Below are 21722 nucleotides of genomic sequence, written 5' to 3'. Positions count from 1 at the left end.
CCGCTGACGCGGGCCCGGTGTTTCAGGCGGGGGAGACGTAGGACCAGGCGCCGTCCTCGCGGACGAAGCGGCTGTTCTCGTGCAGCACGTCGCGGTGGCCCTGCCAGCGGTAATGGGCGCGGAACTCGACCGTGCCCGTCGTCTGGAACGGGGTGCCGCCGGTGTGCGAGAGGATCTCCAGGTGGGTCCAGCGCTGGTCCGGGTCCAGGTCGACCGACGCCGGGCGGGTGCTGGGGTGCCAGGTGGCCAGGAGGTAGTCCTCGTCGCCCAACGCGAACGCGCTGTACCGGGAGCGCATGAGGGCCTCGGCCGTCGCCGCCTTGCGCCGACCCCGGTGCAACGGTCCGCAGCACTCGTCGTACGGCTCACCCCGGCCGCACGGGCAGCGGTCGCTCATCCCGGGGGCGGTCATTCCGGCCGGTCGCACGCGGTGCGGCCGGAACGGTCGTAGCGCACCCACGCCAGCGCGTTCTCCGCCTCGCGGTCACCGGCCGCCGCCTCCGCCGACAGCGACGCGTGCACCTGGTAACGCAGGTCGGCGGGCACGGCCGGGTTGGTCAGCAGGTTCGCGCGGACCACCGGGCTCGGGTCGTCGGCGAGCGCCGCCAACGCGTCGGCGGGCGCGGACGGGTCGGTCGACAGCGCCTCGCGCACGGCGACGGACATCGGTTCGGTCACGTGCTCAGGATATAAGGAGAGCGGCTCCCCTCCCGTTGACTGCCAGTCGGGGAGGGGAGCCGCTTGGAGGGCTGGGACTACGGCGTCAGCCGCACGCCGCACCGTTCAGAGTGGGAGAAGTGAACGGTGGGGTACCGCCGCTGAAGCTCGCGTTGTAGCCGATGGTCGCGGTACCACCGGTCGCGAGTCCGCCGTTCCAGGCCGCGTTGCCGACGCGGACGATGTCGCCGCCGTCGGTCCACGTCCCGTTCCAGCCCTGGGAAACGGTCACACCGGGCGCGGAGAACGTCAGGGTCCAGCCGTTGATGGCCGCGCCCCGGTTCTCGATGACGATTTCGCCGGTGTAACCGCCCGACCACTGGCTCACCACGCGGTGCGTCACCCTGCATCCGTCCCCTGGAGGCGGAGTGGTGGTCGTGGTGGTAGTGGTCGTGGAAGTAGTAGTGGTGGTGGTGGAAGTGGTGGTGGACGTCGAAGTCGTTGTGGACGTCGTCGTGCTGGTCGGGCCCGCCGCGATCGCCATGTCGTACGCCCGCTGCGGCACGAACTGGCCCGCGCCCGCGATGCAGCCGTCGGCCTCACCGGGGAGCTTGATCCACAGGAACGCGGCGATCTGCGAGTCGCCCGTGTTGGTGGTGCTCGGCGTGCCGATCGCCCGGCCCGCCGGGTCGCACCACTCGTCGCCCAACGGTCCGTTGCCGTTGCGGCTGGTGTCGATGACGGCCTTGAACCGCGAGTCGCCCAGGTTGTTGAGCACGGCCTTGGCGAACGACACCTCGTCGCGGGTGTGCCGGTAGTTCGACACGTTCGTGGAGATGCCGTCGGCGCTGTTGGCGATGTCCGCGCCCCGGAGCCGCTGCCCGGCCTCGGCCGGGGTCAGCCACGCCGAGTGGCCGATGTCGAAGTACACCTTCGTCTGCGCGGAACCGCTCTTGAGCTTCTTGCCCGCGTAGGCCATCGACGCCATCGTCTCGGCCTGCTGGGACTGGCTCTGGCAGTTGGTCATGATCGGCAGCACGTCGGGTTCCAGGACGATGGACGCCGGGCGGCCCGCGATGCCCGCGGCCACCTGGTCGATCCACGCCCGGTAAGCCGAGTGCGAGGGCGCGCCGCCGCCGCTCGCGCCCCCGCAGTCTCGGTTCGGCACGTTGTAGACGACCAGGATCGGGATCTTCCCGGCCGCCGCCGCGGCGCCGACGAATGCGTCGACCTGCCCCCTGACCTCGGAGGTGTTGGTCGTGGTGTACCACCGCGCCTGCGGTGTGTTGACGATGCGGTCGCGGATCACCGCGGCCCGGGAGTCGTTCGGGTTCTGCGCGACCCACCTCGCCGCCGAGGTGTTCGGGTCGACGTAGAACGCCGAGTCAGCCGCCTGCGCGGTCGTCGCGCCGCCGCCGAGGACCAAGGCCACCGCACTGGCCACCAAGGCGCTGGAGAGCGCGCCCGCCGCGGCCAGCCTCGCCCTGTGGCGTGGCCGGCGGACGTCGGGGCCGGGATCGTGGGCGTCGTGTGCTCGCATCGGAAGGTCCTCGCAGCGTCGGTGCTGAACGGGGGCTGACTTCGGCTGGGAGCGCTCCCAGGTGGCAGGACTGTAGCCAGTCGGAAACGGTGAAGAAAAGGGGGCGTGATCCACCGGTGACCCCCGCCGTTTCTCACGTTCTGTGAAGAAAACGCCGGATGAACAGCGTGTGAGACGGGTCAGCCGCCGATGAACGAGCGGTTCGCCACTCAGGGTGAACATTTACCGGCTGCACTAGTCCGATCAGGTGACTGAGATCCAGGTCACGGCGGAGTCGAAGTTGATGTCGAAAACTCGTCGAATTACGCCGTCCGATGGCAGTCGCAATACGCTGAAAAGCTCAGCTCTGGTGCGAAGAACCGGACATTCTTAGTCTGGGAACGCTCCCAGCACTCTCCCGGACCCTGTTCTCCGCCCCGGAGGCAACGCAATGACGCGCACTCCCTCCCGACCTGTCGCGGTGGCCGCGACGACGGCCCTCCTGGCGACCGTCGCCCTCGCCGCCACCGTGCTGGTGCCGCACCTGAGGCCGATCGCCACCGCCCAGGTGGCGGCCCAGGCCGACCCGCGGGTCGAGCAGCTGCTCGCCCGCATGTCGCTGGACGACAAGGTCGGCCAGATGACCCAGGTCGACCGCGGCGCGCTCGACTCCACCGCGGACCTGGCCACCTACCGGATCGGCTCGCTGCTGTCCGGCGGCGGCTCGGTGCCGACGCCGAACACGGCCCAGTCGTGGGCCGACATGTACGACAACTTCCAGCGCACGGCCATGTCCACGCCGCTGGGCATCCCGCTGATCTACGGCGTGGACGCGGTGCACGGGCACAACAACGTGCGCGGCGCGACGATCTTCCCGCACAACATCGGCCTGGGCGCCACGCGCGACCCCGAGCTGGTCAAGCGCATCGGCGAGGTCACCGCGAAGGAGGTCGCGGGCACCGGCGTCGACTGGAACTTCGCGCCCTGCCTGTGCGTGGCGCGCGACGACCGGTGGGGTCGCACCTACGAGTCGTTCGGCGAGGTGCCGGAGATCCCCACCGCGATGACCACCTACATCGACGGCCTCCAGGGCGCGACCCTCGGCGGCACGTCCAGCTCCGTGCTCGCCACGGCCAAGCACTTCATCGCCGACGGCGGCACGGCCGCGGGCGACGACCAGGGCGACGCGCGGATCACCGAGCAGGAGCTGCGCACGGTGCACCTGCCGCCGTTCAAGGCCGCCGTCGACCGCGGCGTCGGCTCGGTGATGATCTCCTACAGCAGCTGGAACGGCGTCAAGGCGCACGGCCACCGCTACCTGATCACCGACCTGCTCAAGGTCGAACTCGGCTTCACCGGCTTCGTGGTCTCGGACTGGGCGGGCATCGACCAGATCGACGGCGCGACGGGCTTCACCGGCGCCGAGGTCGCCGCGGCGGTCAACGCGGGCATCGACATGGTCATGGTGCCGACCGACTACCGGCGGTTCATCAGCCTGCTCAAGGCCGAGGTGCAGGCCGGCCGCGTGAGCACGGCCCGCATCGACGACGCCAACCGCCGCATCCTGACCAAGAAGTTCGAGCTCGGCCTGTTCGAGCGCCCGCTCACCGACCGCTCGCTGACCTCGACGGTCGGCTCGGCCGCGCACCGCGACCTGGCCCGCCAGGCCGTGCGGCAGTCGCAGGTGCTGCTGCGCAACGACGGCGTGCTGCCGCTGGCCAAGTCCGGCCGGTACTTCGTGGCGGGCAAGTCGGCCGAGAACATCGGCCACCAGAGCGGCGGCTGGACGATCTCGTGGCAGGGCGGCAGCGGCAACACCACGCCCGGCACCACGATCCTCCAGGGCATCCGCGACCTGGTCGGCTCCGGCGCGTCGATCACCCACGACCGGTACGGCGCCGGGGTGGACGGCTCGTACACCGCGGCGATCGCGGTGGTGGGGGAGACCCCGTACGCCGAGGGCCAGGGCGACCGGCCGAACGGCCTCGGGCTCGACCGCGAGGACCTGGAGACGATCAACCGGCTCCGCTCGGCGGGCATCCCGGTGGTCGTCGTGCTGGTGTCCGGACGCCCGATGGACATCGCGAACCAGGTCGGCGACTGGGACGCGCTGCTCGCCTCCTGGCTGCCCGGCACCGAGGGCCGCGGCGTGGCCGACGTGCTGTTCGGCGACTACAACCCCACCGGCACGCTGCCCGTGACCTGGATGAGCAGCGGCTCGCAGCAGCCGATCAACGCCGGTGACGGCAAGGCCGCCCTCTACCCGCTCGGGCACGGCTTGAGCTACCGCCCGATCACCACCAGCACCACGCCGACCAGCACCACCACGTCGACGACGACCACCACCACGACCACGACCTCCACACCCCCGCCCGGCGGTTGCGTGGCCACGGCCCACCTCGTCGGCTCCTGGCAAGGCGGATTCCAGGCCGAGGTCACCGTCGCCAACCCCGGCGCCGCGCGGCTGAACGGCTGGACGGTCACCTGGACGAGGCCCGGCGGCCAGACGATCAACTCGCTGTGGAACGGCAGGCTGACCCAGTCCGGCACCTCGGTGTCCGTGGACGACGTCGGCTGGAACGGCACGCTCGCACCCGGGGCTTCGGGGTCCTTCGGGTACACCGCGAGCGGCTCGGCGGTCACGCCCGAGCTGACCTGCCGGGCGAGGTAGCGCCGAGCCGTGGTCACGTTCTGGGAGCGCTCCCCCACGCTGGGTCATTCGGTCCAGCGCCGGCACCCGTTCGGCTCATGGGTCGGGAGACCGCAAGCCGAATTTGTCAAGGCTTTGTGGCTGAACCCTCTTTTCACGGTGTTTCGTTGCCGTTACAGTCCCGGACTGGGAGCGCTCCCAGAACCCTCCACCGCCCTGCCCCTCGGAGGCACCGCATGCGACGACGCATGTCCGGTGCGCTGGCCGGCACGCTAGCCGTGCTGGTCAGCGCCTTGACGCTGACCCCGTTCCAGCCGTCCGCGACGGCCGCGCCCGCGTTCAACTACGGCGAGGCCCTGCAGAAGTCGATCTGGTTCTACGACGCCCAGCGGTCCGGCGACCTGCCCGCGGACAACCGGGTGAACTGGCGCGGCGACTCGGCGTTGCGCGACGGCAGCGACGTCGGCCTCGACCTGTCGGGCGGCTTCTACGACGCGGGCGACCACGTCAAGTTCGGCCTGCCGTTCGCGGCCACGATGTCGATGCTGGCGTGGGGCGCGGTGGAGAACCGCGACGCCTACGAGAGCTCCGGCCAGCTGCGGCACCTCATGGCGAACCTCAAGTGGGGCACGGACTGGATCATCAAGGCGCACCCGTCGCCCAACGTGGTGTACGGGCAGGTCGGCAAGGGCGACGACGACCACAAGTGGTGGGGCGCGGCCGAGGTCATGCAGATGGCGCGCCCGTCGTACAAGGTCGACGCGTCCTGTCCCGGCTCGGACCTCGCGGGCGAGTACGCCGCGGCGATGGCGTCGGCCTCGATGGTGTTCAAGGCGACCGATCCCACGTACGCCGCCACGCTGCTGACCCACGCCAAGCAGCTCTACAGCTTCGCCGACACCTACCGCGGCAAGTACAGCGACTGCATCACCGACGCCGCGAAGTTCTACAACTCCTGGAGCGGCTACCAGGACGAACTCGTGTGGGGCGCGATCTGGCTGTACCGCGCCACGGGCGACGCGAGCTACCTGGCCAAGGCCAAGGCGGAGTACCCGAAGCTGTCCACGGAGCCGCAGACCACCACGCGCTCCTACCGGTGGACCATCGCGTGGGACGACAAGTCCTACGGCGCCTACGTGCTGCTGGCCAAGCTGACCGGTGAGGCCGAGTACGTCGCCGACGCGAACCGGTGGCTGGACTACTGGACCACCGGCTACAACGGCAACCGGGTGCGGTACTCGCCGGGCGGCCAGGCGCACCTCGACACCTGGGGCTCGCTGCGGTACGCGGCCAACACCGCGTTCGTCGCGCTGGTCTACAGCGACTGGCTGCGCGAGCGCGACGCCGCGAGGGCGACCACCTACCACGACTTCGGCGCGCGGCAGATCAACTACGCGCTGGGCGACAACCCGCGCAACGCCAGCTACGTCGTCGGCTTCGGCACCACCCCGCCGCGCAACCCGCACCACCGCACCGCGCACGGCGCGTGGGCCGACACCATGCAGGAACCCGTCACCAGCAGGCACGTCCTGTACGGCGCGCTGGTCGGCGGCCCCGGCACGAACAACGACTCCTACAAGGACGACCGCACCGACTTCGTCGCCAACGAGGTCGCGCTGGACTACAACGCCGGGTTCACCGGCGCGCTCGCCCGGCTCTACAAGGAGTACGGCGGCACGCCGTCGGCGAACTTCCCGGTCGCGGAGGCGACGGACGGCCCCGAGTTGACCGTGCAGGCCTCGATCAACCAGAGCGCGCCCGGCTTCACCGAGATCAAGTCGTTCGTCCTCAACAAGACCGCGTGGCCCGCCCGGATGTTCAACGGCTCGCTGCGCTACTACTTCACCCTCGACGGCGCCACCACGCCGGACCAGATCACCGTCACCACGAACTACAACCAGTGCGGCACGCCGAGCGGCCCGAAGCAGCACAGCGGCTCGGTGTACTACGTGGACGTGCCGTGCCCCGGCGTCTACCCCGGCGGCCAGTCCGCGCACAAGCACGAGGTGCAGTTCCGCATCACCAGCGCGGGCACGTGGGACCCGTCCAACGACTGGTCGTACGAGGGCCTCGGCACGGGCAACACGGTGGCGCTGACCGAACGCCTGGTGCTGGTCCAGGACGGCCAGGTGCAGTGGGGCAAGGAACCGGGTCCGGCGGTGGTGGACCGCGAGGCGCCCACCGTCCCGATCGGACTGCGAGTCGCGAACGTCGGCGCGACCAGTGCCACCCTCAGCTGGGTGGCCTCCACCGACAACGTCGGGGTGACCGGCTACGACGTGCTCCGGGCGGACGGCACGCTCGTAGGTGCCACGGCCACCCCGACGTTCCAGCTCACCGGCCTGGCCCCGGGCACGCACACGTTCTCCGTGCGGGCCAAGGACGCGGCGGGCAACCTGTCCGCGCGGAGCGTGGCCGTCACCTTCACCACCGTCGTCGTCGACGACCCCGAGCCGCCGACCGTCCCGGGTGGACCGGCCGCCTCCGCGATCACCGCCACCGCGGTCACGTTGACCTGGACCGCGTCCACGGACAACCAGGCCGTGGCGGACTACTCCATCGTGCGCCCGGACGGGACGGTCGTGGCCACCACCACCGGGGTCAGCCACCGGCTCACCGGCCTCACCCCGGACACCTCCTACACGTTCACGGTCCGCGCCAGGGACACCTCCGGCAACGTCTCCGCGCCCAGCACGGCGGTGACGTTCCGGACCGCGCCGGGCGGCGCGACCGGCCCGGTCGCCGTGCAGCAGCGCGGCAACGGCTCGGCGAGCGCCAACCAGATCGGCGCGACGCTCGCCGTGGTCAACCGCGGCACGACGGCGGTCGACCGGTCCACCGTGACCCTCCGGTACTGGTTCACCGGCGACACCGCCAACGCGAACTACCAGGTGTTCTGCGACTGGGCGGTGGTCGGTTGCGCCAACGTGCGCGCCACCGTCGTGAAGCTGCCCAACGCGCGGCCGGGCGCGGACTCCTACCTCCAGGTGTCCTTCACCGCGGGCACGCTCGCCGCGGGCGCGAGCACCGGCGACATCCAGTTGCGGGTGGCCAAGTCCGACTGGTCCACCTTCAACCAGGCCGACGACCACAGCTACCGGGTCAGCGCGACCCTCACCGACTTCGACCGGGTGACCGCCTACACCGGCGGAACCCTCGCCTGGGGCACGGAGCCCTAGCACCCAGACTCGGCACGGGGCGTTCTGCGCGCCCAGGCGTCCCGTGCCGACTCCACTCCGCCCCGCCCTTTCAAGCTCGCGGGTCAATGGCTGATCCGTGCAGGAGGAGGACGCATGAGGTACCGCACCAGAGCGGGACGGTTGCGCACCGGTCCGCTCGCGCTGATGGCCGCGGCGGCAACTGCCGCGGGTGTTATGCCGTTCGTCGCGCCGGTGGCGAACGCGGCCGTGGCTTGCACGGTCAACTACCAGGTCACGAACCAGTGGCAGGGTGGCTTCGGCGCCAGCGTGTCCATCCGCAACGAGGGTGACGCGGTCAACAACTGGCGCCTCACGTGGACCTTCCCGGACGGCCAGCGCGTGCAGCAGGGCTGGAACGGCACGTTCTCGCAGAGCGGCGCCGCGGTCACCGTGGCGGCGCCGGGTTGGGCGCCGAACCTCGGCACGGGCGCCACCGTCACGCCGGGCTTCAACGGCTCGTGGACCGGCCAGAACCGGCCGCCCACGGACTTCGCCCTCAACGGCACGCGGTGCACCGGGCCGAACGTCAACGTCGACCCGACGGTGTCGCTGACGTCGCCGACGCCCGCGCAGACGTTCCAGTCCGGCCAGGCGGTCCCGCTGGCGGCCACCGCGAGTGACACCGACGGCACCGTCTCCAAGGTCGAGTTCCTGGCCGACGGCGTGGTCGTCGCGACCGACACGAGCTCCCCGTACACGGGTTCGTGGACCGGAGCGACCGTGGGCGAGCACGCGATCGTGGCCCGCGCCACCGATGACAAGGGCGGGATCGGCAACTCCAGCATCTCGAGCATCCGCGTCATCGCGGGCCAGGCGATCCAGGCCAGCCCGCCGTCGCTGACCGTGCGGCAGGGCGGCACCGGCACCTTCGGCGTCTCGTTGGCCACCGCGCCGACCGCGAACGTGACGGTCACCGTGGCGCGTTCGGGCGGCAGCACCGACCTCACGGCGGGCCCGGCGTCGCTGACGTTCACCCCGACCAACTGGTCGACCAAGCAGAACGTCACGGTCACCTCGGCGGCCAACGGCGGCACCCTGGGCACGGCGACGTTCACCGCGAGCGCCACCGGCGCCGCGGCGGCCACGGTCGAGGTGCGGGAGACCAGCGCCGACACCTCGCCGTTCGAGCAGGAGTTCCTGGACCTCTACGCCAAGATCAACGACCCGGCGAGCGGCTACTTCCGCACCTTCTCCGATGGCCTGAAGGTGCCGTACCACTCGATCGAGACGCTGATGGTCGAGGCGCCGGACCACGGTCACCAGACCACGTCCGAGGCGTTCAGCTACTACCTGTGGCTGGAAGCCAGCTACGGCAAGATCATGGGTGACTGGGCGCCGTTCAAGAAGGCCTGGGCCTCGATGGAGAAGTACATCATCCCGGCCAAGGCGGACCAGCCCACCAACGACAAGTACGACGCCTCCAAGCCGGCGACGTACGCGCCGGAGCACCCGCGGATGGACCAGTACCCGTCGGTGCTCGACTCCGGCGTGTCGGTGGGTCGCGACCCGATCGCGGCCGAGCTGAGGTCGGCCTACGGCAACAGCGACATCTACGGCATGCACTGGCTGCTCGACGTCGACAACACCTACGGCTTCGGCCGGTGCGGCGACGAGTCGGACGCGGCGCCCGCGTACATCAACACCTACCAGCGCGGTTCGTCGGAGTCGGTGTGGGAGACCATCCCGCAGCCGTCCTGCGACACCTTCGCGCACGGTGGCCCCAACGGCTTCCTCGACCTGTTCACCAAGGACGCCAGCTACGCCAAGCAGTGGAAGTACACCAACGCCCCGGACGCCGACGCGCGTGCGGTGCAGGTGGCCATGCTGGCGCAGGAGTGGGCGACCGAGCAGGGCAAGGCCAGCGAGGTCGCGCCCGAGCTGGAGAAGGCCGCCAAGATGGGCGACTACCTCCGCTACGCCATGTTCGACAAGTACTTCAAGAAGATCGGCAACTGCACCAGCCCCAGCTGCGCGGCCGGTACCGGCAAGGACAGCGCGCACTACCTGATGTCCTGGTACTACGCGTGGGGTGGCGCGACCGACACGTCCGCCGGTTGGGCGTGGCGCATCGGTGACGGCGCGTCGCACCAGGGTTACCAGAACCCGCTCGCGGCCTACGCGTTGGCGAACGTGCCCGCGCTGAAGCCGAAGTCGGCGACCGGCCAGCAGGACTGGGCCACGTCGATGACCCGCCAGCTGGAGCTGCTGCAGTGGCTCCAGTCGGCCGACGGCGCCATCGCCGGTGGTGTCACGAACAGCTGGGAGGGCTCCTACAGCGCGCCGCCTTCGGGCACGCCGACCTTCTACGGCATGTTCTACGACGCCCACCCGGTGTGGCGCGACCCGCCGTCGAACCGCTGGTTCGGCTTCCAGGCGTGGCAGATGGAGCGGACCGCCGCCCTGTACGAGAAGACGGGCAACGCGGCGGCCAAGAAGATCCTCGACAAGTGGGTCCCCTGGGCCATCGCGAACACCACCGTCGGCACCGGCGGTCAGTTCCAGATCCCGAACGACCTGACCTGGACGGGCGCTCCGGACAACTGGAACGCCACCAACCCCGGCGCCAACGCCGGCCTGCGCGTCACCGTGGACAACCACAGCCAGGACGTCGGCATCGCCGCGTCCTACGCCAAGACGCTCCTCAACTACGCGGCCAAGTCGGGCAACGCCCAGGCGAAGACCGTCGGTGAGGGCCTCTTGACGGCGATGCTGTCGCACAAGGACGACAAGGGCATCGCGGTGCCGGAGCAGCGCAAGGACTACAACCGCTTCGACGACGTCTACAACACGTCGACGCGTGAGGGTCCTTACGTTCCGACGGGCTGGTCGGGCGACATGCCCAACGGCGACCAGATCAAGCCCGGTGTGTCCTTCGTGGACATCCGCTCGATGTTCAAGCAGGACAAGGACTGGCCGAAGGTCCAGGCGTACCTGGACGGCGGCCCCGCGCCGACCTTCACCTACCACCGGTTCTGGGCGCAAGCTGAGATCGCCACGGCGTTCCAGCTGCACGTGGAGCTGTTCGGGTAGACCCAGGAAGGTCGCCGACACCCCCCTCACGACGTGGTGAGGGGGGTGTTCGGCGTGTCCCGGATCGTCTCAATTGCCGAATGCGTCCGCCGTGGACCTCGCGGATGAAACAACCTTGAAACTTCGGTGTTGACTCCGGCGAGAGAGCTGTGCCACATTTCTGGCACCCCGCCCCGCTGACCCCGGTCGGCGGCGTTGTCGCAGCGATCGAAACGATTCGATTCAGTGAGCTGCACCTTCGAATTATTCGACGAGCGCGAGAGGTGTGACGTGGACCCGTTGCCGTTCCGCGATCCGGGTCTGCCGGTCGAGGACAGGGTGACCGACCTGCTCGGCCGGCTGACCGACGAGGAGAAGGTGGCGCTGCTGCACCAGCACCAGCCCGCCGTCCCGCGGCTGGGCCTGGCCGGCTTCCACACCGGCATGGAGGCGCTGCACGGCGTCGCGCGGGTGGGCGCGGCCACGGTGTTCCCGCAGGCCGTCGGGTTGGCATCGTCGTGGGACACCGACCTGGTGCGGCGGGTCGGCGAGGCGACCGGCGTGGAGGTGCGGGGCTTCCACCACCGCGACCCGGTCAGGCACGGGCTGAACGTGTGGGCGCCGGTGGTGAACCCGTTGCGCGACCCGCGGTGGGGCCGCAACGAGGAGGGCTACTCCGAGGACCCGACGCTGACCGCCCTGATGGGCACGGCGTACGCGAGCGGTCTGCGCGGCGACCACCCGCGCTACTTGCGGACGGCGCCCACCTTGAAGCACTTCCTGGGCTACAACAACGAGGACGACCGCTGCGTCACGTCGTCCGACCTGCGGCCGCGGGTGCTGCACGAGTACGAGCTGCCGTGCTTCCGGGGACCGGTCGAAGCGGGCGCGGCGGTGGCGGTGATGCCGTCGTACAACCTGGTCAACGGCCGTCCCGCGCACCTCACCCCGTTGATCGAGCAGCAGTTGCGGACGTGGGCGCCGGACGACCTCGCGGTCGTCAGCGACGCCTACGCGCCGTCGAACGTGGCCGGTTTGCAGGCGTACCTGCCGACGCAGTCGGAGGGGCACGCGGCGTTGCTGAACGCGGGCCTGGACAGCTTCACCGACCAGGACGACGACCCGACGTTGACGATCGAGAGCGTCACCACGGCGATCAAGGACGGCCTGCTGGACCGGGCGGTGGTGGAGCGGGCCGTCGGCCGGGTGCTCGCGCTGCGGTTCCGGCTCGGCGAGTTCGACCCCGTGCCCGCAGACCCGGACCCGGACGACCCGGCGGCGGTCAACCCCTACCGGGCGATCACCTCGGACGTGATCGGCACGCACGGCGAGTTGGCGCTGGAGGCCGCACGGCAGGCGGTCGTGCTGCTGCGCAACGAGTCCGCGCTGCCGTTGGCGCGCGGCGCGAAGCTCGCCGTCATCGGCACGCACGCCGACACGGTGTTCGAGGACTGGTACAGCGGCACCCTGCCGTACCAGGTGACCGTCCGAAGGGGACTGGAGGAGTTCGCCTCCTCCGTCGCCTGCGCCGAGGGGGTCGACCGGATCGCGCTGCGCGCGGCGGACGGCCGCTACCTCGGGGTGCGCGGCGGCGTCGTGGGCCTGGGCGAGCGGGCGCTGTTCGACCGCTTCGACTGGGGCGGCGGCGTGTGGACGTTGCGGGACGTGGGTTCCCGCCGCTACCTGGGCGTGGCCGAGGACGGCTCGCTGGTCGCCACCGCCGCCATGCCCGGCGGCTGGGACGTGCGCGAGCTGTTCGAGCCCAGGCACACCGCCAGGGGTGTGGTGCTGCGCAACGTGGTCGGCGGAGACGACAACCCGGCGACGGCGCACGGCGGCAGCGTTCGGCTGGACACCACCCCCTTCGAGGTCGAACGCGTGGTGGACGGGGTCGCCGCCGCCGCGGAGGTCGCCGCCCGGGCCGACACCGTCGTCCTGGTGCTGGGCAACGACCCGCACATCAACGGCCGTGAGACCGAGGACCGGACCACGTTGCGGCTGCCGTCGCTCGACCTGGTGCGCGCGGTGCGGGAGGCCAACCCGAACACGGTGCTGGTGCTGGTGAGCAGCTACCCGTACGCGCTCGACGGCGAGGAGGAGCACCTGCCTGCCATCGTGTGGACCGCGCACGGCGGGCAGGAGCAGGGCCGGGCGGTCGCGGAGGCGTTGTTCGGCGCGTTCTCCCCGTCGGGCAAGCTCACCCAGACCTGGTACCGGTCCGACGACGACCTGCCGGACATCTTCGACTACGACATCATCCGGGCCGGCGGCACGTACCTGTACTTCACCGGCGAGCCGCTGTTCCCGTTCGGCCACGGGCTGTCCTACACCACGTTCGAGTACTCCGACCTCACGTGGGCCGACGGCGTCGCCACGGTCTCGGTCACGAACACCGGCGACGTCGCGGGCGCGGAAGTCGTGCAGCTGTACGCCGCGGCGCTCGACTCGCGGGTGCGCCTGCCGGTGCGCAGGCTCCAGTCGTTCCAGCGGGTCCACCTCGCGCCGGGCGAGACGGCGGCGGTCGAGCTGCGGTCCGACCAGCTGTGGCACTGGGACGTCGTCACGCGCCGCCGGGTGGTCGAGGCCGGTCGGTACGAGCTGCTGGCCGGGGCGTCCTCGCGGGACGTCCGTGCCCGGCTGGTGGTCGACGTGCCGGGGGAGACGCGCGCGCGTCGCACGGGCGCGTTGCCCGCCTTGGACTTCGACGACTGCGACGGCGTGCGACTGGTGGACGACGAGGTCGTGTTCACCTGTGAGGGCGCGTGGATCTCCTTCCAGGACGTGACACCGGGGGCGCGGTCCGCGCCACCGGGCACCCGGATATCGATCGACGGCACGTCGCTGGTGCTCACGGCCGACACGCCCGGCGTGCGCGTGCGGGAGGTGCGCTGACGTGGTCACCATCGCCGATGTCGCGCGGCACGCCGGAGTCGCGCCCAGCACCGTGTCGTACGTGCTCACCGGCCGCCGCTCGATCTCCACGGCCACGAAGGCGCGGGTCGAGGCGAGCGTGCGCGAGCTGGGCTACCACCCGCACGCGGGCGCCAGGTCGCTGGCCAGCAACCGCGCCAACGTGCTCGCGCTCGTGCTGCCGATGCGCGAGGGCATGCACATGCCGGTGCTGATGCAGTTCGTCGTCGCGGTCGCCAACGCGGCCCGCCGCCACGACCACGACGTGCTGCTGGTGACCGCCGACCAGGGCGCGGCGGGGCTGCGCCGGGTGGCGGGCAGCGCCCAGGTCGACGGGCTGCTCGTGATGGACGTGGAGATGCACGACGAGCGCGTGCCCGTGCTGCGGGACCTGGACCGGCCGTCGGTGCTGATCGGCTTCCCCGCCGACGCGGCCGGGTTGACGTGCGTGGACCTGGACTTCGCCGAGGCGGGTTCGCGGTGCGTGGACCACCTGGCCGACCTCGGGCACACCTACGTGGCGCTGGTCGGCGCGCCGCGCGCGGTCTACCAGCGCGACACCGGTTTCGCGCACCGGACCATGGCCGGGTTCAGCGCGGCGGCGATGCGTCGCGGCGTCTCCTCGACCACGCTGCCCACGGAGCCCGACCACGGGTCGGTGCGGGCCGCCATCACCGGCCTGCTGGAACGCCATCCCGCGGTGACGGGCCTCGTGGTGCACAACGAGGCCGCGCTGCCGTCGGTGGTCGAGGTGCTCCGGTCGCTGGGCCGCAAGGTGCCCGACGACATCGCCGTGATCGCGATCTGCCCGGACGACCAGGCCGAACGGCTGATGCCGCCGCTGACCTCGGTGGCCGTGCCCGCCGAGCAGTTGGGCCACCACGCGGTGGCGCTGCTGATGGCCAAGCTGGACCGGACGCCGACCCCGCCGCTGACGTTGCTGCCGCCACGGCTGACCGAACGGGCCAGCACGACCCGCTGACCCGACGCCCGTCCGTGACCGACCCGGTGACGGACGGGACGTCCGGCGTCGCCGACCCGCCGCCGCCGCTACCCTCCGGTGGATGAGCGACAACCACGTCGTGGTCATCACCACCACCGACAGCGAGGACGCGGCCGGCACGTTGGCGAAGGCGATCGTGGGGGCGCGGCTGGCGGCGTGCGTGCAGATCAGCGGCCCGATCCGCAGCGTCTACCGGTGGGACGGCGCGGTCAACGACGACCGGGAGTGGCAGCTCTGGATCAAGACCGCCTACGACCGGGTGGACGAGCTGACCGAGTTCGTGACGGCGCGGCACACCTACGACGTGCCCGAGGTGCTGGCCCTGCCGGTGCTCGGCGGCAACCCCGACTACCTGGCGTGGCTCACCGAGGAGACCCGGCCGTCCACGTGAGGGCGTCCACCCGGTTTGGCGGGTCGGCCCCTGGTCACCCCTCACCCATGGTCCCGACCTCGGCGCACGACCTGTACCGGCGGTGGCTCGACGAGCTGTGGAACGGCGGCCCCGACGCCGCCGAACGGCTGGTCGCCGCGGACTTCGTCGGGCACTGGCCGCACCGCGACGTGACCGGACCGGCCGAGCTCGCCGCCGTCGTCGGCGAGACCCACGAGATGTTCGCCGACCTGTCCTTCACCCTCGACGTCGGCCCCGTCGTCGAAGGCGACCTCGTCGCGGCGCGCTGGACCGGTCGCGGCCGGACGGCGGAGGGGCCGGCGAGCTTCTTCGGCAACGACATCCTGCGGATCCGGGACGGCCTGTTCGTCGAGTACTGGGTCGCGACCTGGGCGCAGACCTGACGACCCCGCCGGCGCCTGGCGTTGCTCACCGCGGCGGCCGGCCGTCCAGGAACGCCGTGATCAGCGCGGCTCCGGTGGCGGCCAGCCAGGCGCGCAGGTCGAGCAGGTCGGGGCGCAGCCGGCGGGTGGCCGCGACGTCGGCCCGGTAGCCGCGCTCGTTGAGCCACTCGTTGGCGTGCGTGAAGTCCTCGCCGATCTGCCTGATCACGTCGATCGGGACCTGCTCGTACGGCAGCTCGCGGTCGGTGGCCGCCGAGATCGCCGCGGCGATCTCGACCGGCGTGACCTCGTCCCCGGCCAGGTCCTCCGTGCGGCCGATCCACTCGTGCGGCTCGGCGAAGGCCGTCGCGACGAACGCGGCGACGTCGTCCACCGCGATGAGCTGCTGCGGCACGTGCGGGGCGAGGCCGGTGGACACCGTGCCGCCGCGCAGGGCGTAGCCGCCGGTGAAGTTCTCCATGAACGACACCGGGCGCAGGACCGTGGCGGGCAGGCCGAGGTCGGCGACGTGCCGTTCGATCCGGTGCTTGCTGACGACGTTGACCGGCAGCACCTCGGTGGCGTGGCGGCCCGCGCCGGCGACCGAGCTGAACACGAAGTGCCCCACACCGGCTGCCCGGGCGGCTTCGGCGACGTTGACGCCCCAGCGGACCTCGTCGTCGGCGCCGAACCCCGGCGGTGTGCCGGGTGAGCCGACCGTCGGCTGCACGCTGAACACGCCGTGCGCGCCGTCCATCGCGGCGACCAGCGAGTCCACGTCCTCCATGTCGGCGCACACCAGCGGCGCCCGCGACGCGGCCCTCGCCGGGTCGCGGGTCAGCGCGCGGACGCGCCAACCAGCCGCCAGCAGCCGGGCCGTCACCGCGCGACCTTGCGTGCCGGTCGCGCCGACCACTGCGATCGTCCTGTCCACAGCTCTCCTCGCCATAACCGGGGTGGGCCCCCATTTGCTGCCCGGTACGATATGGAGGACCACCCCAGTTAGTCCAGTGCCTTTCGGGAGGAGCCGTCCGATGCGTGCCGACGCGCGCCGCAACCGGGAGCGGATCGTCGAGGTCGCCGGTGTCGCGATCGCCGAGCAGGGCGCGGACGCGTCGCTGGAGGAGATCGCCCGCCGGGCCGAGGTCGGGTCGGCCACCCTGCACCGGCACTTCCCGACCCGTCAGGCGCTGCTGGAAGCGGTGTTCACCGACCGGGTCGAGGCGTTGTGCGACCAGGCCCGCGCCCTGGCCGCCGACCTGGCGCCCGGGCCCGCCCTGGTGGCCTGGCTGCGTGCGGTCGGTCGGCACGCGGCGGCGAACCGGGGTCTGGCCGCGTCACTGCTGCGCGGCGCGGACCCGTCCCTCGGCCGCACGTGCCACGCGATGATCACCGCGGCCGGCGACGGGCTGCTGGCGGCGGCCCGCCGGGCGGGCGACGTGCGCGCCGACGTGGCCGTCGTGGACCTGCTGAAGCTGGCCAACGCCGTCGCGCTGGCCGCGGAGGGCGAGCCCGTCGAAGCCGACCGCCTGCTCACCCTGGCCCTGACCGGCATCCACCCCGAGAGTCCTACCCCCAGCACGCGAGAGTCCTACGTCCAGCACCCCTGAGTTCAACGCTCGGCTCGAGCCGCCGCGTCGTGAGCGTTGAACTCAGTGGTCGTGAACGTAGGACTCTCGCGGCGTGAACGCCGGACTCTCGCGGTGTGAACGCCGGACTCTCGCGGTGTGGGGGTAGGACTCTCGGTGGTCAGAGGCCCAGGCGCCGCCTGAGCAGGGTGGCCGTGTGCACGGGATCGGCGTCCGAGCCGTGCCGGACCTGCGTGCGGCAGCTGAAGCCGTCCGCCACCACCGCGGTGCCCGCGTCGGCGGCCCGCACGGCCGGGAACAGGGTCTGCTCACCCACCGCCATCGACACGTCGTAGTGCCCGCGCTCGAAGCCGAAGTTGCCCGCCAGCCCGCAGCACCCCTCCAGCACCGACGCGCTCACCCCGGTCTTGACCAGCAGCTCCCGGTCCGCGTCCAGCCCCAGCTCCGCGTACTGGTGGCAGTGCGGCTGCACGACCGCCCGCGTCTCGCCCGCCACCGGTTCCAGCAGCGGCGACACGTGCTCGGCGAACGTGCGCACCGACTCCGCCAGCCGCACCACGTCCGGGTCGTCGCCCGCCACCTCCAGCGCGTCGGACCGCAGGAACGCCGTGCAGCTCGGCTCCAGCCCCACCACCGGCACGCCGTCGCGCGTCCACGGCCGCAGCACGCGGGCCGTCCGCCGCACCACCCGCCGCGCCACGCCCAGCTGACCGGTGGAGAACCACGTCAACCCGCAGCACACCGCACCGCGCGGCACCTCGACCGCCTGACCCACGTGACCGAGCACGGCCGCCGCGTCGAGCCCGATCCCCGGCTCGAAGTGGTTGGTGAACGTGTCCGGGAACAGCAGCACCCGATCACCGCCGCCACCACCGGAGAACCGCGACTGGAACGACCGCGCGGGCGTCGGCAGCGGCCGTTCCGGCGCCACGCCGCCGAACCGCCCGAGCCGCGCGGTGAGCCCGTTCACCAGCCGCAACCGCAGCCACAGCGGCAACCAGCCCATCGAGTAGTGCGCCGCAGGCCGCACCCGTCCCCGGTAGTGGTGGTGCAGGAACTCCGCCTTGTAGGTGGCCATGTCCACGTCCACCGGGCAGTCCCGCTTGCACCCCTTGCAGCCCAGGCACAGGTCCAGCGCGTCCCGGACCTCCTCGGACCGCCACCCGCCGCGCACCACCTGCCCGCCGAGCATCTCGAACAGCAGCCGCGCCCGCCCGCGCGTGGAGTGCTTCTCCTCCTTCGTCACCCGGTAGCTCGGGCACATCACCCCGCCGGCCGTGTTCAGGCACTTGCCCACGCCGACGCACCGCCGCGTCGCCGCCGCCAGGTCACCGCCGTCGGCGTGCAGCGCGAGCTTCGCCCTGGTCGGGATCACCGGGGGCGCGACCAGCACGCGCAGGTCCTCGTCCAGCTTCGCGGGCGCGACGATCCGGCCCGGGTTCATCCGGTTGTCCGGGTCGAACGCCGCCTTGAACCGCCCGAACGCCTCGATCGCGGCCGGCGGGTACATCCGGGGCAACAGCTCCGAACGGGCCTGCCCGTCCCCGTGCTCGCCGGACAACGACCCGCCGTGCGCCACCACCAGGTCCGCCGCGTCCTCCAGGAACGACCGGTGCCCGCGTCGGAAGTCGAAGTCGATCCGCACGTGCAGGCAGCCCTCGCCGTAGTGCCCGTAGGTGACGCCACGCCTGCCGTGCCCGGCCAGCAACGCGTCGAACTCCCGCAGGTAGGCGCCCAGCCGCTCGGGCGGCACGGCCGCGTCCTCCCACCCCGACCACGCCTCGCCGCCGTCGGCCATCCGCGTCGCCAGCCCCGCGCCGTCCTCCCTCACCCGCCACAGCGCGCGCTGCCGCGCCGGATCGGTCACCACCACCGAGTGCGGCGCGAGCGCGGCGGCCCGGTGCGCGACCGAGTCCTCCGCCGTCTCGACGAACAGCCAGCTCTCGCCACGCGGCAGCAGCCGCCGGGACTCGCCGGCCGCCCGCGCCAGCTCGACGTTGAGGCCCTCGATCGTGAGCACGTCCAGCTCGCGCAGCTGCGGGGCCAGGTCGGCGGCGTCGTACGGGCCGTCGAAGCCGAGCACGGCCAGCACCCGGCGCGGCGGGGCCTGCACCAGCCGGACGGTCGCGCCGAGCACCGTCGCGCACGTGCCCTCCGAGCCGACCAACGCCCTGGTCAGGTCCGGCAACGCGTCCAGCCGGTAGCCGGACACGCGCCGGTCCAGCGCGGGGAACCACGCCGGGTCCACGTCGGGCAGGTCGAGCGGCGGGGGAGTGCGGGTGTCGAACCGGCGGCCGTCGGCCAGCAGCACGTCGAGCGCGTGCACGTTGTCGCTGGTCTTGCCCCAGGCCACGGAGTGCGCGCCGCACGCGTCGTTGCCGATCATGCCGCCGAGCGTGCAGCGCGAGTGGGTGGACGGGTCGGGCCCGAACACCAGCCCGTGCGGCCGGGCCGCGTCGTTGAGCCGGTCCAGCACCACCCCCGGTTGCACCACCGCGACCCGCTCGACCGGGTCCACCGAGATCACCCGGTCGAGGTACCGGGAGAAGTCGATCACCAGGCCCGCGCCCGCCGAGTTGCCCGCGATCGACGTGCCGGCGCCCCGGTTCGTGATCGGCACGCCGTGCTCGACCGCCACCCCGATCGCCGCCGCCACCCCGTCCACCGACCGGGGCCGCACCACGACCTCGGGCACGTGGCGGTAGTTGGACGCGTCCACGGAGTACAGCGCGCGGTCGGCGGGGTCGGCGAGCACGTCGCCGTCCACCGCGACCCGGAGTTCTTCGACGAAACCGGTCACCGCCCGATTGTGATCCACCTCCGGCCGATGGTGGCGTACTTGGAGGTAGGGGATAGCCTCGCCCCGCATCAACCAGCAGCGATGGGAGAAAGCGTGTCGAGGTCCGTTCTGGTCACCGGAGGCAACCGGGGCATCGGTCTGGCGATCGCGCGGGCGTTCGCGGCGCAGGGCGACAAGGTCGCGGTGACGCACCGCGGTTCCGGCGCGCCCGAGGGCCTGCTCGGCGTGAAGTGCGACGTGACCAGCTCCACCGAGGTGGACGCGGCGTTCGCCGAGGTCGAGGCCGCCCACGGGCCGGTCGAGGTGGTCGTGGCCAACGCGGGCATCACCGACGACACCCTGCTGCTGCGGATGACCGACGAGCAGTTCACCCGCGTCCTCGACGCCAACCTGACCGGCGCGTTCCGCGTCGCGCAGCGCGCGTCCAAGGGCATGCTGCGCAAGCGCTACGGCCGCATCGTGTTCATCTCCTCCGTGGTCGGCCTCACGGGCGGCGCGGGCCAGGTCAACTACGCGGCCAGCAAGGCGGGCCTGGTGGGCGTCGCCCGGTCGATCGCCCGCGAGCTCGGCACGCGCAACATCACCGCGAACGTCGTCGCGCCCGGCTTCATCACCACGGACATGACCGACGCGCTGCCGGAGGACCGCAAGAAGCAGATCCTCGCCCAGGTGCCGTCGGGCCGCTACGGCACGACCGACGAGATCGCCGCCGCCGTCACCTTCCTGGCCTCCGACGCCGCCGCCTACATCACCGGCGCGGTGCTGCCGGTCGACGGCGGCCTCGGCATGGGCCACTGAACCGCACCACTACCAAGCACAACATCTCGGAGGACGGGTTTCAGTGACGGGACTGCTCGAAGGCAAGCGGCTGCTGATCACCGGCGTGATCACGGACGCGTCGATCGCCTTCCACGTGGCCAAGGTCGCCCAGGAGCAGGGCGCCCAGGTCGTGCTCACCGGCTTCGGCCGGATGAGCCTCGTGGAGCGGATCGCCAAGCGCCTGCCGCAGGCCGCGCCGGTGGTCGAGCTCGACGTGCAGAACCAGGAGCACCTGGACACGTTGGCCGACCGGCTGCGCGAGCACGTGGACGGCCTGGACGGCGTGGTGCACGCGATCGGCTACGCCCCGCCGTCGTGCCTGGGCGCGCCGTTCATGGACGCGCCGTGGGAGGACGTGGCCACGGCCATGCACGTCTCGGCGTACTCGTACAAGTCGCTGGTGACCGCCACCCTGCCGTTGATGGGCAGCGGCGCGTCGGTGGTCGGCCTCGACTTCGACGCCCGCCAGGTCTGGCCCGCCTACAACTGGATGGGCCCGACGAAGGCGGCGTTCGAGTCGATCAACCGCTACCTGGCCCGTGAGCTCGGACCGAAGGGCATCCGGATCAACCTGGTCTCGGCGGGCCCCGTGCGCACGATGGCCGCCAAGTCGATCCCCGGCTTCCCGGCGCTGGAGGCCATGTGGGGCGAGAAGGCCCCGCTGGGCTGGAACGTGGACGACCCGGAGCCGGTCGCCAAGTCGGTGTGCGGGCTGCTGTCGGACTGGTTCCCGGCCACCACCGGCTCGATGGTGTTCGTCGACGGCGGCGTGCACTTCCTGGGCCTGTAGCG

Annotated in this window: 15 protein-coding genes and 1 pseudogene; 11 read left to right on the top strand and 5 right to left on the bottom strand. The window is 71.7% G+C overall.

The genetic code is table 11. The features are described from left to right. Positions 1 to 22: 22 nt before the first annotated feature. The 3 genes from AB0H12_RS26495 to AB0H12_RS26485 form a co-directional block, all read right to left on the bottom strand. Positions 23 to 397: a YchJ family protein gene (locus AB0H12_RS26495; protein ID WP_499626246.1), complete on the bottom strand. Its 375-nt coding sequence runs from the start codon at positions 395 to 397 to the stop codon at positions 23 to 25. 11 nt (positions 398 to 408) lie between these two features. Continuing rightward, a complete protein-coding gene (locus tag AB0H12_RS26490) occupies positions 409 to 678 on the bottom strand; it encodes a hypothetical protein (protein WP_499626244.1) in 270 nt (89 codons plus the stop codon). A gap of 85 nt (positions 679 to 763) precedes the next feature. Beyond that, positions 764 to 2197: a glycoside hydrolase family 6 protein gene (locus AB0H12_RS26485; protein WP_499626242.1), complete on the bottom strand. Its 1434-nt coding sequence runs from the start codon at positions 2195 to 2197 to the stop codon at positions 764 to 766. Between the two features lie 430 nt (positions 2198 to 2627). On the opposite strand from AB0H12_RS26485, the pseudogene AB0H12_RS26480 reads away from it, so the two are divergent. From AB0H12_RS26480 to AB0H12_RS26445, 8 genes and pseudogenes are all read left to right on the top strand, one after another. Beyond that, positions 2628 to 4466, top strand: a pseudogene (locus tag AB0H12_RS26480) (glycoside hydrolase family 3 protein); the annotation flags it as partial. A gap of 93 nt (positions 4467 to 4559) precedes the next feature. Then, a complete protein-coding gene (locus AB0H12_RS26475; protein WP_499626373.1) occupies positions 4560 to 4847 on the top strand; it encodes a cellulose binding domain-containing protein in 288 nt (95 codons plus the stop codon). 215 nt (positions 4848 to 5062) lie between these two features. After that, positions 5063 to 8005, top strand: coding sequence for a glycoside hydrolase family 9 protein (locus AB0H12_RS26470; protein ID WP_499626240.1), 2943 nt, complete (start codon positions 5063 to 5065; stop codon positions 8003 to 8005). A 114-nt stretch (positions 8006 to 8119) separates the two neighbouring features. Continuing rightward, positions 8120 to 11056, top strand: a complete 2937-nt coding sequence (locus tag AB0H12_RS26465) for a glycoside hydrolase family 48 protein (RefSeq protein WP_499626238.1) — start codon at positions 8120 to 8122, stop codon at positions 11054 to 11056. A gap of 225 nt (positions 11057 to 11281) precedes the next feature. Next, a complete protein-coding gene (locus tag AB0H12_RS26460; protein ID WP_499626236.1) occupies positions 11282 to 13927 on the top strand; it encodes a beta-glucosidase family protein in 2646 nt (881 codons plus the stop codon). A gap of 1 nt (position 13928) precedes the next feature. Further along, complete coding sequence (locus tag AB0H12_RS26455; protein ID WP_230565703.1) at positions 13929 to 14927, top strand: LacI family DNA-binding transcriptional regulator; 999 nt, start codon at positions 13929 to 13931, stop codon at positions 14925 to 14927. Positions 14928 to 15009: 82 nt separating this feature from the next. Continuing rightward, positions 15010 to 15339 (top strand): divalent-cation tolerance protein CutA, encoded by a 330-nt coding sequence (gene cutA / locus AB0H12_RS26450; protein ID WP_499626234.1) that lies wholly within the window; start codon positions 15010 to 15012, stop codon positions 15337 to 15339. A 47-nt stretch (positions 15340 to 15386) separates the two neighbouring features. Next, positions 15387 to 15743, top strand: a complete 357-nt coding sequence (locus AB0H12_RS26445; protein ID WP_499626232.1) for an ester cyclase — start codon at positions 15387 to 15389, stop codon at positions 15741 to 15743. 25 nt (positions 15744 to 15768) lie between these two features. Here the strand turns inward: AB0H12_RS26445 and AB0H12_RS26440 are convergent, their stop codons facing one another. Next, the gene (locus AB0H12_RS26440) at positions 15769 to 16656 is read right to left on the bottom strand and encodes an NmrA/HSCARG family protein (protein ID WP_499626230.1); all 888 of its coding nucleotides are present in this window, start codon (positions 16654 to 16656) and stop codon (positions 15769 to 15771) included. A 100-nt stretch (positions 16657 to 16756) separates the two neighbouring features. Here AB0H12_RS26440 and AB0H12_RS26435 point away from each other — a divergent pair, with 100 nt between their 5' ends. After that, on the top strand, positions 16757 to 17332 hold the full coding sequence (locus AB0H12_RS26435; RefSeq protein ID WP_499626228.1) for a TetR/AcrR family transcriptional regulator: 576 nt from the start codon (positions 16757 to 16759) through the stop codon (positions 17330 to 17332). Between the two features lie 139 nt (positions 17333 to 17471). Here AB0H12_RS26435 and AB0H12_RS26430 read toward each other — a convergent pair whose 3' ends face one another. Next, positions 17472 to 20180 (bottom strand): FAD-binding and (Fe-S)-binding domain-containing protein, encoded by a 2709-nt coding sequence (locus AB0H12_RS26430; protein WP_499626226.1) that lies wholly within the window; start codon positions 20178 to 20180, stop codon positions 17472 to 17474. A 24-nt stretch (positions 20181 to 20204) separates the two neighbouring features. Here AB0H12_RS26430 and fabG point away from each other — a divergent pair, with 24 nt between their 5' ends. Continuing rightward, on the top strand, positions 20205 to 20909 hold the full coding sequence (gene fabG / locus AB0H12_RS26425) for a 3-oxoacyl-ACP reductase FabG (protein WP_308257159.1): 705 nt from the start codon (positions 20205 to 20207) through the stop codon (positions 20907 to 20909). 43 nt (positions 20910 to 20952) lie between these two features. After that, positions 20953 to 21720, top strand: a complete 768-nt coding sequence (gene fabI / locus AB0H12_RS26420; RefSeq protein ID WP_230565710.1) for an enoyl-ACP reductase FabI — start codon at positions 20953 to 20955, stop codon at positions 21718 to 21720. Positions 21721 to 21722 lie beyond the last annotated feature (2 nt).

The organism is Actinosynnema sp. NPDC023794, assembly GCF_040639675.1.
Lineage (GTDB): Bacteria > Actinomycetota > Actinomycetes > Mycobacteriales > Pseudonocardiaceae > Actinosynnema > Actinosynnema luteola.
Note: the sequence above shows the minus strand (reverse complement) of the source record. Positions and strands in the feature narration are given on the sequence as shown.